Here is a 14258-nt window from a genome sequence, read left to right on the forward strand (position 1 = left end):
GTTGTTGTTGATCACGTAAGCGCCCGAGATTGGGCGCTTTGTGAAAATAAAGGTTATTCACTATGTCAGTCCAGATACTTAAACGAACCATAACAGCGATAGGGGTAATAACAGTTACCGTGATGTCCTCTTCGGTTTGGTCGAATGATCTTAAAGAGATCCGCGAGCGTGGAGTCTTGCGCCATATTGGTGTTCCTTATGCCAACTTTGTTTCTTATATCGAACAAGGTGAAATGAATACACTCACAGGGTTTGATGTAGACATAGTTAGAGGTTTCGCTCAGTCATTGGGGCTACGTTATGAATACGTGCCTGCGCAGTGGAGCAATATGATCGGAAAGCTCAATGGTCAGCATGCTCATTACCAAGAAAAAGGAGCAGTATTGGGAGAAACGACACCCATTGAAGGTGATTTAATCGCGAATGGTGTGACCATCCTCGACTGGAGAACTGAGGTTGTCGACTTTTCACAGGATTACTTCCCCTCTGGTGTTTGGGTCGTCTCCAGAACCGATTCTTCCCTTTCTCCAATAAAGCCTACAGGTTCAATTGAGGAAGATATTGATATGGTAAAAAATCTGATTGACGGTAGAGAGATACTGGCTTTGGAGCACTCATGCCTTGATCCCAATCTTTATGATTTATACGACACGGGTGCTAAAGTCATTCTTCCGGATGGTCACCGCCTTCTTAACGAGATGGTTCCAGCTATCATGAAGAACGATGCTGAAAGTACCTTGTTAGATGTCGCTGACACACTTATCGCACTTGAGAAATGGCCAGGTGAAATAAAAGTGATTGGTCCAATATCAGAAAACCAAAAGATGGCTGTGGCATTTCGGAAAAATTCACCAGAACTACGTGAAGCATTTGACAGTTACTTGAACTTAATTAAAAAAAATGGAACGTATGAAACGTTGGTGAAGAAATATTACCCATCGATTTACTACTTTTATAATGATTACTTCATAGAAGAAAGTAAGACAAATTAATGAAAAAGGCTGTAAAAAAAATATCCAGTAAAAAGATAATAACAATAAGTGCAATATTAGTGTCTGTCTATTTGACAATGCTTATTGTTGTTACAAGTCTAGGCCAAAATAAATTAAAAGAATCACAGCATCGAGAGTTAGACTTAAAAGTAAAAAATTATGCAAGTAAACTTGATAACTTGTTTACGATTGCAAGTGAAGACATTGAGAACTTATCCGCTGACAAGACCGTTCAAACATTTTTTGCCAACTTGGCGTCTGGTATGTCCATGGAGTATGGTTTAGGGGCGAGTCTCATCAATCTAAAGTATCGCTTTGATAGTAAAATATCTAATAAGAAAATAAATAACAGTCATATTTATAACAAGTTAGCGCTGGTGGGGCGTGATGGACAGATTATCATCTCTACAGGGCAACAAACCTTACAGTCGATAGATGCCCATAAACTTATTATAGAGCAAGGTCATAATGAGGAGATCTACGCGTCTGACGAGGGCGATGCCACATTCATTCAAGTGGTCAAAAAAGTCGAATTTTCAGGTAAGCAAGTCGCTTTTATTGTTGCTGATATCAATACAAATGTAGTGATTGAGCAATTGACCAATCAAGAGCATGAAGATAGCTACAGTCGAATGGTGCTCAATGTTAAAAACGTTGAGATGGTTGTGTGGGATTCAATAACTAAGAACTCTACAGATAAACAACGCGTGCGATCATTACAACTGAAAAAACTGACAAATAAAATATATTTTGAGGTGCCGGTTGAACGATACCATTTTAAATTAAGAGCCTGGTTTGAGCCTTTAAGTCAAAGTGATATTTACACTTCTCGCTTATTTATTTTAGGTTTAAGCATTTTTGCCGTTATGATTGTTATTGGTTTGTGTTATGCATTTATTGCAAACCATAATCAAATAGAATTAAAAGTAAAATTAGAAGAAGAGAAAAAGCGTAAAGATTTTCTCTCTCGGCAAAATGAAAAGTTAACCAATGAAATAGAACGCCGTAAAGCGTCAGAAAAAGAACTCGAGTTTCAGGCCAAGTATGACACACTAACAAACTTACCAAACCGCAGCTATGGTTCGGAGCGGCTTGAATTTGAGTTGATGCGTGCCTCTCGCAATGGATCCAAAGTGCTGGTTATGTTTATCGATTTGGATCACTTTAAACAGATCAACGATTCCATGGGACATTTTGTTGGTGATGAAATCCTCAAGCTAAGTGCAAAACGTCTGCATGGCGTCGCGAGGAAAACGGATTTATTGGCCAGAATTGGCGGTGACGAATTCTTATTAGTCGTACCCGACTTACCTGATGGTGAAGCGGCTAAACGTGTTTCTTCAAGTGTATTATCTGCGTTCGATGCGCCTTTGGTGTGGAACAATCATGAATTTTTCCTAACCAGCAGTATCGGAATGTCAGTGTTCCCTGATGATGGTGAAACTGCGGAGCAATTACTTGCTTGCGCTGACATGGCGATGTATCGAGTGAAACAAGATGGTCGTGATGCTTTCTGTTTTTACAACCAGAATATGAATCACGATTTACAGCGGTACCTCGATCTAGAAAGTCGTCTGCGTAATGCCATTTCCAATCAGTTGTTACAACTTTACTATCAGCCGATTGTTGAACTCAAGAGTGGCAAGATTGTCGGAGCAGAAGCTTTGATGCGCTGGCATGATGACAAATACGGTTTTGTTAACCCTGAAGAATTTATTGCGATTGCAGAGAAAAATGGCTTGATTCACCAAGTGGGTGAGTTTGCGATTTATCAAGCCTGTCATCAGGCGGCGCAATGGCAAACTATCGCTCCTCTTTTTATGTCGGTCAATTTCTCAAGCGTTCAGTTTCGTTATTGTGAGCGTTTACTCGAGTTCGTTAAGCAAAGTTTAAAAGAATCAGGTCTTTCTCCAGAAAAGTTTGACGTTGAAGTAACTGAAAGCTTGCTGTTTAACCATAACCAAGAGCTGTTGGACATCCTAGATAAGCTACGGGCACTAGGGACTAGATTAACTATGGATGATTTCGGTACGGGCTATTCGGCACTGAGTTACTTGCAAAAGTTCCCATTTGACCGTTTGAAAATAGATCGAGCATTCATGCAAAACGTATTTGAAAACGACTCTGACCGAGAATTGGTCAACGTGATTGTAGCGATGGCGAAAGCACTTAATCTAGAAATTGTTGCTGAAGGAATAGAAGAGAGTCGTCATGTTGATTACCTAAACAACCTAAACTGTGAGTTCGGGCAAGGTTTCTATTATAGTCGCCCACTACCTGCAGAGGAATTTGAAGCCTTGTTAAAACAGCCAAGTTGGCTATAAATCCTTTCAATACAACACCATAGAAAAGCATTGGTGATATTTGTGCCTCATATTCATCAATGCTTTTCCATCTCAAGGGATAATCCCTCTTCCTGCTTTGAATTACACTACAATTAATTGATAAGTGATCGCCGGTGACGCCCGTCACATAAAGGCTAAACCAAATTCAAAACGAGTAAAAACTCGCCAACGTAATCAAGAAGGAATTGCGAATGTCTTCTGCATTTTACCAACAGATTCAACAGCAAATTGAAGAAGTGAAGGCTGAAGGTCTTTACAAAGCAGAGCGTATTATCACGTCTCAACAGCAAGCTGCTGTGAAAATATCTACCGGTGAAGAAGTGCTGAACTTCTGTGCAAATAACTACCTAGGCCTTGCTAACCACCCTGCACTGATTGAAGCAGGTAAAGCAGGTATGGACGAGCATGGTTTTGGTATGGCGTCAGTACGCTTTATTTGTGGTACTCAAGACATCCACAAAGAACTAGAGCAGAAACTGTCTAAGTTCCTCGGTAAAGAAGATACGATTCTTTACACTTCTTGCTTTGACGCAAACGCCGGTCTGTTTGAAACCATTCTTGGTAAAGAAGACGCGATTATCTCGGATGCGTTAAACCATGCGTCTATCATTGATGGCGTTCGCCTTTGTAAAGCAATGCGTTTCCGTTACTCAAACAACAACATGGAAGAGCTAGAGCAACAACTGATTGCGGCAAAAGAAGCGGGTGCTCGCCATATTCTTATCGTGACTGATGGCGTGTTCTCAATGGATGGTGTTGTCGCAAACCTTCCTGCTATTTGTGATCTAGCAGAAAAATACGGTGCACTGACCATGGTTGATGATTCCCACGCGGTTGGCTTTATGGGTAAAACTGGTGCGGGTACTCACGAATACCATGACGTCGTTGACCGTATCGACATCATCACAGGTACGCTTGGTAAAGCAATGGGCGGCGCTTCAGGCGGCTACACATCGGGTAAAGCTGAAGTGATCGACTGGCTACGTCAGCGTTCTCGCCCATACCTGTTCTCAAACTCGGTTGCTCCGGCAATCGTTAATGCGTCAATCCGCGTTCTGGATCTACTAGAAGAAAGCGGTGACCTACGTGACCGCCTGTGGGAAAACGCAGCGCATTTCCGTGCACGTATGGAAGCCGCTGGCTTCACCATGGGCGGTGCAGATCACGCAATCATCCCAATTATGCTTGGTGACGCAAAAGTGGCGGCAGAGTTCGCTGAACGCGCACTAGAAAAAGGCATCTACGTAATCGGCTTCTCATTCCCTGTAGTGCCTAAAGGTCAGGCGCGTATCCGCACTCAAATGTCAGCAGCGCACTCTCGTGAGCAATTGGATCGTGCGATTGACGCGTTCATCCAAGTTGGTAAGGATATGGGCATTATTTAAGGCTTTTAGGTGCTAGCACTTAGTACCTTTCGTTTAGGTTACATTATGAAAATTAAAGCATTATCAAAGCTAAAGCCTGAAGAAGGCATCTGGATGACCGAGGTTGAGAAACCTGAAGTTGGCCACAATGACATTCTGATCAAAATTAAGAAAACGGCAATTTGTGGTACAGATGTACATATCTACAACTGGGATGAATGGTCGCAAAAAACCATTCCAGTACCAATGGTTGTTGGCCACGAATATGTGGGTGAAGTTGTAGCGATTGGTCAGGAAGTTCGTGGCTTTGAAATCGGCGATCGCGTATCTGGTGAAGGTCATATTACTTGTGGTCACTGCCGTAACTGTCGTGGTGGTCGTACACACCTTTGTCGTAATACGATCGGTGTCGGTGTCAACCGTGAAGGTGCATTTGCAGAATATTTGGTTATCCCTGCGTTCAATGCATTTAAGATTCCAGATGAGATCTCTGACGATCTAGCATCAATCTTCGACCCGTTTGGTAACGCTGTACACACCGCACTTTCTTTCGATTTGGTTGGTGAAGATGTGCTGATCACCGGTGCTGGCCCAATCGGCATCATGGCCGCCGCAGTTGCAAAACACGTTGGTGCTCGTCACGTTGTTATTACAGACGTCAACGAATACCGTCTCGAACTTGCTCGTAAGATGGGTGTAACACGCGCAGTTAACGTAGCAGAAGAGAAGCTAGAAGATGTAATGGCAGAGTTGAACATGACTGAAGGCTTCGACGTTGGCCTAGAGATGTCGGGTAACCCTGCTGCATTCAACTCAATGCTGTCAACCATGAACCACGGTGGCCGTATTGCACTTCTGGGTATTCCGCCGTCAGACATGGGAATCGACTGGAACCAAGTGATCTTCAAAGGTTTGGTTATCAAAGGTATCTACGGTCGTGAGATGTTCGAAACTTGGTACAAGATGGCTTCATTGATTCAATCTGGCCTGGATTTGTCGCCAATCATCACGCACCACTACAAGATTGATGACTTCCAAGAAGGCTTCGATGTCATGCGTAGTGGTCAGTCTGGCAAAGTTATCCTAGATTGGGAATGACCATTCAAAATAAGAAAAGCGCTCCTTAAAGGGTAATGCCAATCAGTCAAGTCCTTTAAGGAAGTCAAACCCGAGTGTTACTTTAACACTCGGGTTTTTTGTCTTTTCTAGACAAGCGATAAACCAATCCCATCATTTTTCAGCAGAATAACTTTTTGGTTTATCTGACCTGTTATCCCCATGAACTGATCGAATAATGCCTTCTAGAGTCCGGTGTTACCACTATTCGGAAGCGAAGAGTGTCTATGGTGATGATGGCTTGGAGCGCATGCGTTCCATCGCACTCTAGACATTATAAATCTTGAGCTTCAATCCACAGAACCGCATCTTGAGAAAGTTCTTTGCCCTTGAACTCTGTATCAGGCCCTGAACCTAAACAAGCAAAACCCCATTTACCCGCTTTAGGAATACCGAAAGTAAACATACCTTGTTCATCTGTCACGGCTACAATGGCTGATGCAGGTGGCTCACGGTGAGTATCTTTACCAAATGCATTCGCTTCTGAATCAATATCTGTGTTCAAGAATTCGATTTCACACTCTACACCAGCGGCTGGTTTACCTTCACTTAGAAGTTGGCCAGTAAATGTGCTGCCAGTAAATACTTGATAAGGTTTGTTTTTTGGTACGATCTCGGTCTTAAGGCCCAGAGGAGTGTCCCAACCTGTTGGAAGACCACCTTTGTTTATATAGCGCTTAGTGATCTGTTGAATATAAATATCTTCGCCACCTTCGTAGTAAGGTGCAGGTACTAAAGCGAAAATGTAATCTCCATTGCGACGTGCTTTATACTCTAGTTGGTAGGCGTCTGCTTCATTGTCGTGACCAGCCCATTTGATTGGTTTGAGGTCTTTCAGAAGATCTGTTTTCTTGTCTTTAAACATCACAAAAAACTCTTCTGGTTGACCCATATTCATTACGTGGCCATTGTCCATCGGATGACCAAACACTAACTTCATGTCAAGAGTGGTAGGTTGGTCTAACTGTGAAGTGGGTGTGTGCAATAATTGAAAGTGAGCCTGAGAAGCGGTTGAGAGAGCAAGTGCAGCTACGCCTGTTGCTAAAGCAAGTTTTTTCATTTTTTCCCCTAAACGTTTTTGAAGTAATTAAATTTATTCAACAATGTCTTTGCCATCGATCTCTATAGAATGCCCAGGACCTGCGTTGAATAGGACTTTGTAATCACCAGAAGGTTTTTGGAATTCAAATTCACCATCTTCGTTGATTTCACTTTTTATCAGTTCGTTGCCAGCACCATCAAGCACAAGCATCTCTACTCCAGCAGCGGAAGAACCATCAGAAAAACCACCTTCACATAAAATAGTGTTGTCACCAAAGTCATAACAAGAGCAAAGTGGAGTGTGAGCCATCGATACTGATGGAATTAAGGTACCGAGCAGCAATGTCAATGTCGCTTTATTCATTTTCGTTATCCTTTTAAAACTACGTTTCTAATTTTATTAACTAAGTAGCTAATTTAGTTCGTCGCTAATTTTGCCATAGAATAATCAACACTTTATCATCATCATAACTGAGAACTATTATTGTTTGCATTCTGATTGATTTAGATCATGTAAACGGTAATTATTTTTATTAACGATTTTTATCACCAGTACGCACCTTTACAATGTCAGTACATTGCTCCGTCGAACAGTTGATTAATAGTGAAAATAGAATTAAGTAAATTAGCCCCCGGTGATAAAGGTGTAATCTTTTCTCATCAGTCACAGGGTGCTGTTAGACAGCGATTACTGGACTTAGGATTGATACCGGGAATGGCCATAGAGTTTGTACGCTTTGCACCAATGGGAGACCCAATCGAAATAAGAGTGAGCCGAACCAATGTCGTGATAAGAATGACAGAAGCCGAAACGGTCTTGGTGAAGGTAGAGCAGTGATATAGCGAAGCAGGAAAAAAATGATGCAACGAAAGAAAATATTGCTTGCTGGTCAACAAAACGCAGGTAAATCAACCTTGTTCAACATGTTGACAGGTGCAAGGCAACATGTAGCGAACTATCCTGGTGTCACTGTAGATAAGAAAGTTGGATACTTCTCTAATGATTTGGGTTCCTATCAGTTGATTGATTTGCCTGGTACCTACAGCCTTACTAGTTTTTCTCTCGAAGAACGTGTGGCACGTAAAGCATTGAGAGAAGAAAACGCAGACGTTGTTTTAAACGTGATGGACGCGGCGAATGTGAGCCGTTCGATGCACCTTTCGCTTCAACTGTTGGAGCTTGGGTTACCCGTCGCCATTGTGCTTAACATGATGGATGTTGCTCAATCTGAAGGGATAAAGATAGATAGTGACAGACTATCGAAAGCAATAGGTTTACCTGTTGTAGAGTGTATTGGCCGACTTGGAAAAGGTGTTGACAACATCGCGCGAGCAATTGGTATGGCTAAGCCTAGCCAATTTACTATCCCATACCCTTTGCTTGAAAGCGCTATCTCGCAGGTAACGAAGGAAATTGATTCACTCCAATGCGAAAATAAACCCGCGGCTCGTTGGTTGTCTTTGCGCTTACTTGAAAGTGATCAGGAGGCCATCAGTTGGCTGAAGTCTGTTCTGGACGAGCAAAGCTACTCAAACCTGGCAAGCGTTGTTGAAAGCGAGCAGAGGCGTCTATCAAACGAATTAGACACGCAGGTCAATGACTACATTGTCGCCATGCGTCAATTAGCTGTGTCGCGAGTTCTAGAAGAATGTGTCGAGTTTACTAAGCAAGGTCAGGAAAAGCTGTCTTTTACGCACAAATTTGATCGCTTCGTACTCAATAAGTTTGCTGCTCCTCTCTTTTTGATCGCCACCGTATTTGTCATATACCAGAGTTCTATTGTATACGGCTACGAGCTAACCAATTATTGGTGGCCATATTTGGCAGCATTTAGAGAAATAGTTGCTGGCATACTGCCCGATGCGGGATTCCTATATGACCCTTATGTTCGCTCTTTAGGTCTGTGGGTTGTTGATTCGGCAAATACGCTGCTTAACTATATTCCTATCTTTCTTATCCTGTTTGCGTTGATCGCAATTTTGGAAGATTCCGGTTATATGGCAAGGATCGCCTTTATCTCAGATAAGATCTTGCATCGCTTCGGTCTCCATGGCCAAAGTACATTACCTATGATATTGGCAGGCGTTTTTGCAGGAGGTTGTGCCGTACCCGGTGTGATGGCGACTAAAGGCATCCCCGATAACCGAGCTAGGTTAGCAACTATCCTTACTGTTCCTTATATGAACTGTTTGGCGAAAATCCCTTTGTACACTTTAATGTTGGGCATATTTTTTGTTGAAGATAAGTCTGTGATGACTTTCTATATCTCGACAATATCAATCATTGCCGCGCTGCTTGTCGCTAAGTTGCTGACAAAAACTGTGTTGCGGAAAACGGAAACTGCGCCGTTTGTTATGGAGCTCCCTCGTTATAACCTGCCAACGGCGAGGAGTGTGGTTACCCGTTCACTTGAACGTACCTGGATGTATATTCGCAAAGTAGGGACAATTGTATTAGCGGTATCTACGGTTATATTTGTACTGTTGCAATTTCCTGGCTTACCCGATGAGAGTAAACACGTTTTCCAGCAAAGAGCAGAAACTGCCGTCATTAAGTTTGAAAAATCGTTGGAAAATACAAGTTATGAGAACAAGTTTGATGAAGAGTCTCTGACCGCATTAGTCAACTACTATACAGACTTTAAACGCGCAAAGCTTAACGCAAACGGTGCTGCTGCGTCGAAAGCAGTGGGTAAGAAGTTTAATGCAATGAATAGTGACTTCTACCCAATTATTGCTCCACCTAAAGGCAATAAAGAGGCGAGGAAGGCGAATAAAGCGTTGCGTAAATTAACGTCTGAACGCAAGAGCATTCGTCGAGAGATGAAAGAACTTCGTTTGGAAAACTCGTTATTAGGTATGTTTGGACGCTCTATCGAACCTGTTACTCAATTTGCGGGTTTTGATTGGAAAATTAATGTTGCTTTGTTCTCCTCATTTGCTGCCCGTGAGAGCAGTGTAGCAACGCTGGGGGTTCTTTTTCAGCAGGATGAAGAGAGCAACAAGAAGCTAGAAGATCGTATGAGTGAATCATCTGAATTGAGCGGCCACGGTGAAATAGCTGCGGTAGCATTGATCTTGTTTTTTATTCTGTACCCGCCATGCTTAGCAACGGTAATGATGATCAGGGTTCAGACGGGTGAATACAAGTGGATGTTATTATCTATTTTCCTCCCAACAGTAATAGGTTTCACGGTAGCAACCGCCGTCTACTCTCTAGGTAATGCGTTTGAACTCACCGGACTGCAACTGATGTCGGCTGTGTACTTCTTCGCATTTGTGCTGTTATTTCTACTTGGTTTTAAGGACTGGATCAGACGTAAAATGCTTCCTGATGAAATTCCTGTAAAGAATATAAGGAGTTAAACGATGTACGAGCAATCATTTCAGTTTTGGGATATCGCAATCGTCGCTATTGTTGTAATCGGTGCAGGTTTTTACATGTATAGAAGAATATTCAGAAAGAAAAATTCTTGTGGAAGCGGTTGTGACTCTTGCTCGAGTGCCCCCCCAAAGAAAAAGTCGTGACCGAGTTGTCCTTGGAAAGCAACGGCTACACTCAAGCGTGATTTAGCTTAGTAATTAAAAAAACCTGCCCACCACGATCGCCTTCTGGTGGGCAGAGCAGAGGGTACAACCATTCAGTTTGAACGGTACTGGTACTCTCATTGTTCATCTAAGCTTCCATGTTCATTTAATATCCCGTCTCGATGTAGCACTATGTCTCTCTGAGTTCGGTGAGAAAAGACTTCTGCTGAACAACTTACACACTCATACTTTAAATAGTTGCTTCGAAAAACTCTTTCCATAAATGTCCGGTGTATACGATTAAACACCGTTTTCTTCTTACAATAAGGGCACGACCCATAAAGCTGCATATAAATTAACCTACTGACGAACTGACAAAAATTGTTGCATACCTTATTCGGTATGAAATTTAGTTATATACAACAGCTTAGTTTGTACTTTGAGCTATTGGTGTGACACTCGCCCCATAATTTAATGTTAAATAAGCGGCATATGAAAATATAGCACTTATACCTAAATAACCTCGAGATGCCTGGTTCAGCGAGAATGACTGGCTCTCAGACGCGGCAGTTTCGTGAGTATCTGCTTTTTTTACAACAGTCATTCCAATTATTTTCAGCAATTTCTTTGTCTAGTGTCCATACTAAGCTAATGGTTACTGATCGTTTTATTCGTATTTAATCAATTAGCTTCTTTTGAGCTAATACAAACTTTAAACAAAACGGCTCTTGCGATGGTGATAGCAAGGTAAGCCATCCAGAGTTCACCAAATATGAAGATTGAGAATATGAGTACAGGAATAGTTAAGTGGTTCAATGGGGATAAGGGATTTGGCTTCATCACCCCAGATGATGGCAGTAAAGATTTATTCGTCCATCACTCTGAAATTAAAATGAGTGGTTATAAATCGCTGAGTGATGGTCAGAAAGTAGAATATGAAGTGGGGCAAGGGCAGAAAGGTCCCTGTGCAACCAACGTTAAGCCTTTATAGGTGAGTCGAGTATTGATACATAATTCGTTCAGCAAGCAGGCTCATTAAATTTCGTTATGGGTCTGCTTTTTAGCTTCACGCACTTAAAATCATTGTTCTAGATTGTGCGTTGACATACTTAGCATGTGCGGTTGTTCCTTTTCGTCCTTAGCTTTAGGCATAGGTAGTTTATTGACTTGGTTTTGTGTGATGTGCAGTGAACCTGTAACAGGTAGGAGAATTATCGATTACAAGGTCAGAGGGGTTGCTTCCATAGTTTGTTCGTAATCATAGTTTTCAGACTATTCCGATCGGTCTCGCTGGGATTAGTATAACGGAGTTTAAATACTTCACTTGATGGAATAAGGTAACAGAATGAACAAGTCACTTATGGCGTTAGGTTTATCACTGGCATTGGTTGGTACTGCCCAGGCTGAAAATTGGGGATATGAGGGTAACCATGGCCCTGAACATTGGGGGGAATTTGCTTCTGAATGTGCTCAGGGTAAAAACCAAAGCCCAATTGATATTCAGTCTGCGGTTGAGGCGGAATTGGCCAAGCTGGAATTAGATTACAATGGTAAAGCTATTTCACTGACAAACAATGGCCATACGCTACAAACGAGTCTAGAAGGCGACAACAATCTGCTTGTTGACGGAAAGTCATTTAACCTTAAGCAATTTCACTTCCATACCCCGTCAGAAAATCATGTTGATGGTAAATCTTACCCGTTAGAGGCGCACTACGTTCATGCTGATGAGCAAGGGAACCTTGCGGTGGTAGCGGTATTTTTTGAAGAAGGTGATGCCAACCCTGCGCTTACCAACTTGCTTGAGACTGTTCCTGAAAAAGACAACAACGTTACAATTAGCGCGCCATTTGATGCGAGTGCACTTATCCCTAGTGACAAAGACTATTACCGTTTCAATGGTTCATTGACGACACCGCCGTGTTCAGAAGGCGTACGTTGGTTAGTGATTAAAGATCCGCAGACGATCTCTGCCGAGCAAATCAAAAAGTTTGAAAATGTAATGGGTGAGAACAATCGTCCAGTTCAGCCATTGAATGCGCGTATGGTTTTAACCACTCAATAGTGTATTTAAATCAGGATGCAAAAAGCCCACTCAATTGAGTGGGCTTCGCTTTATTTAATGTTAAAAAACGCTGTCGTCTTGTTCTGTCTGATTGGCCATTTGAATTGGATCTAACTTAAGCGTTTGAGTCGGGAAGGCAATGTCTGCATTGTTTTCTTTGATAATAGTGATCACTTGCAATAAGACATCTTGTTTCACCTCGTGGTAGCGCACCCAGTTGACCGTCTTCGTGAAGGTATAAATAAAGAAGTTTAACGACGATGGCCCAAAAGAATCAAAGTTCACAATCAGCGTTTGACGAGCGTCGATGTCTTTGTGAGTCTTTAGCATCTCTTTGATTGCGGTAATGATCTCCGGCACTTTTTCAGCGTCATCATAGCGAAGGCCAATCTTTTCATAGATGCGTCGGTTGAGCATTCGAGACGGGTTTTCTACCACGATATTACTGAAAACCGAGTTTGGTACGTACAGAGGGCGTTTATCAAACGTGCGAATAATCGTCATGCGCCACCCAATACGTTCAACGGTACCTTCAATCTCTCTGTCTGGTGAGCGAACCCAATCCCCGACTTTAAATGGACGGTCGAAATAGATCATCAAACCACCAAAGAAGTTAGACAGTAAATCTTTGGCGGCTAAACCCACAATCAAGCCACCGACACCACCAAAAGTGAGCAAACCGGACAGAGAAAGGCCAAATGCCTGCATGATCGTGAGAATACCCAGCGTCGCGAAGAACAAGCGAGCCACTTTTGCGATAGCCTGTACTGTCGTTTCGTCGCGTTTTTGCTGTTCGAGGACGTATTCTTCTACATTGGTGATTAACCTCATCAAGGTCCAAACCAATATACTGATAACTAAAATGAGCTTGAGCGTGCTCAGCCAGTCTATCTTGTCGTTTAGCTCGCTTTCTAAAATAATGCCGAGTGATACGGTCGCAGGCCAACACCATATGAGTGTGCTCACGGGGGCTTTTAGTGCCTGTAGTAGCATATCATCCCAATGGAATTGGGTTTTTTCTACCAAAATGGCTAGGCGGGAGCGAATTAACCGCCAGGCTACCCAGGCTAAAAAGCTCGCAAGTGTGATGAAAAGGACGCTTCCGCTCCAATCCTGACTGTGTGCCTGAACGTAATTTTGCAGGTCGATAAACCACTGTGACATAAGTAACTTTATTTCGAATGAGTCTTGTTGAGAAAGGTAGCAGATATTAAACACTCACCCCAGAAATTTAACCAGGATTGTATTGAATCTGCATGATTGTAGTTAGAGTTGAATAGCATTACCTTACAGGGCCTGAACGTTTAATTATAAGTTCTTTGACTTATCGCTAACATTAAGCCGAAGCAAGTATGAGAGGGTATTGCCACTTAAAATTAGCGGAGGCAGATATGGAATTTACAGAGCAGGATAGAAATGCGCTCTATAACACTTGGATGTCACAAAAAGCCAAAATGCACATTACTCAAATGGATATGGCGAAACGCCTGGGAGTAAGCTTACATGAGTTTTCTGGTTTTTTACGTGGTAGTTCACCCCTGACGTTAGGTTTTGTTAAACAGCTGTGTGACCAGTTACATGTGCGACCTAGTCAAGTGATTCCGACTTTGAATGAGCGAGAAATGTCTGCGATTGGTTCTGTACACCTGCAAAGTCGAGTAACGGTGGATGGCGACATAAGTAACGTGTTTATCGACGGCAACCAGGTTGTGATCGAATACGTGCATCAAGTTAGCTAGTCTCTGTCGTTTGGTCTCACTCACTTTTAAAATGACTCTTCGACCACGTTTACAGTCCCTAGCTAATT

General features: G+C 42.4%; 12 protein-coding genes. 9 read left to right on the forward strand and 3 right to left on the reverse strand.

Annotated features, from left to right (window positions below; translation table 11 throughout):
* The first annotated feature begins 62 nt into the window (after positions 1 to 62).
* The 4 genes from OO774_RS18855 (at position 63) to tdh (ending at position 5799) form a co-directional block, all read left to right on the forward strand.
* Positions 63 to 992, forward strand: a complete 930-nt coding sequence (locus tag OO774_RS18855) for a transporter substrate-binding domain-containing protein (RefSeq protein WP_264908322.1) — start codon at positions 63 to 65, stop codon at positions 990 to 992.
* Positions 992 to 3316 carry an EAL domain-containing protein gene (locus OO774_RS18860; RefSeq protein WP_264908324.1) on the forward strand — a complete coding sequence of 775 codons (2325 nt, stop codon included), beginning with the start codon at positions 992 to 994 and terminating at the stop codon, positions 3314 to 3316. Before OO774_RS18855 ends, OO774_RS18860 begins: the two co-directional genes overlap by 1 nt.
* Positions 3317 to 3528: 212 nt before the next feature.
* The gene (locus tag OO774_RS18865; RefSeq protein ID WP_264908326.1) at positions 3529 to 4722 is read left to right on the forward strand and encodes a glycine C-acetyltransferase; all 1194 of its coding nucleotides are present in this window, start codon (positions 3529 to 3531) and stop codon (positions 4720 to 4722) included.
* A gap of 45 nt (positions 4723 to 4767) precedes the next feature.
* A complete protein-coding gene (gene tdh / locus OO774_RS18870; RefSeq protein WP_264908328.1) occupies positions 4768 to 5799 on the forward strand; it encodes an L-threonine 3-dehydrogenase in 1032 nt (343 codons plus the stop codon).
* Between the two features lie 292 nt (positions 5800 to 6091).
* On the opposite strand, the gene OO774_RS18875 is transcribed toward tdh, so the two are convergent.
* Both OO774_RS18875 and OO774_RS18880 read right to left on the reverse strand, forming a co-directional pair.
* Complete coding sequence (locus OO774_RS18875; protein WP_264908330.1) at positions 6092 to 6877, reverse strand: DUF4198 domain-containing protein; 786 nt, start codon at positions 6875 to 6877, stop codon at positions 6092 to 6094.
* Between the two features lie 33 nt (positions 6878 to 6910).
* On the reverse strand, positions 6911 to 7222 hold the full coding sequence (locus OO774_RS18880) for a hypothetical protein (RefSeq protein WP_264908332.1): 312 nt from the start codon (positions 7220 to 7222) through the stop codon (positions 6911 to 6913).
* 240 nt (positions 7223 to 7462) lie between these two features.
* Here OO774_RS18880 and OO774_RS18885 point away from each other — a divergent pair, with 240 nt between their 5' ends.
* From OO774_RS18885 to OO774_RS18900, 4 genes are all read left to right on the forward strand, one after another.
* The gene (locus OO774_RS18885) at positions 7463 to 7696 is read left to right on the forward strand and encodes a FeoA family protein (protein ID WP_264908333.1); all 234 of its coding nucleotides are present in this window, start codon (positions 7463 to 7465) and stop codon (positions 7694 to 7696) included.
* A gap of 20 nt (positions 7697 to 7716) precedes the next feature.
* A complete protein-coding gene (gene feoB, locus OO774_RS18890; protein WP_264908335.1) occupies positions 7717 to 10224 on the forward strand; it encodes a ferrous iron transport protein B in 2508 nt (835 codons plus the stop codon).
* Between the two features lie 949 nt (positions 10225 to 11173).
* The gene (locus tag OO774_RS18895; RefSeq protein ID WP_264908337.1) at positions 11174 to 11377 is read left to right on the forward strand and encodes a cold-shock protein; all 204 of its coding nucleotides are present in this window, start codon (positions 11174 to 11176) and stop codon (positions 11375 to 11377) included.
* 354 nt (positions 11378 to 11731) lie between these two features.
* A complete protein-coding gene (locus tag OO774_RS18900) occupies positions 11732 to 12451 on the forward strand; it encodes a carbonic anhydrase (protein ID WP_264908339.1) in 720 nt (239 codons plus the stop codon).
* A gap of 60 nt (positions 12452 to 12511) precedes the next feature.
* On the opposite strand, the gene OO774_RS18905 is transcribed toward OO774_RS18900, so the two are convergent.
* Positions 12512 to 13615, reverse strand: coding sequence for a mechanosensitive ion channel family protein (locus OO774_RS18905; RefSeq protein WP_264908341.1), 1104 nt, complete (start codon positions 13613 to 13615; stop codon positions 12512 to 12514).
* Between the two features lie 227 nt (positions 13616 to 13842).
* Between OO774_RS18905 and OO774_RS18910 the strand changes: the two genes are divergently transcribed.
* On the forward strand, positions 13843 to 14190 hold the full coding sequence (locus OO774_RS18910) for a helix-turn-helix transcriptional regulator (RefSeq protein WP_264908342.1): 348 nt from the start codon (positions 13843 to 13845) through the stop codon (positions 14188 to 14190).
* Positions 14191 to 14258: the final 68 nt, after the last annotated feature.

Origin of the sequence: Vibrio sp. STUT-A11 (assembly GCF_026000435.1) — a bacterium.
Lineage (GTDB): Bacteria > Pseudomonadota > Gammaproteobacteria > Enterobacterales > Vibrionaceae > Vibrio.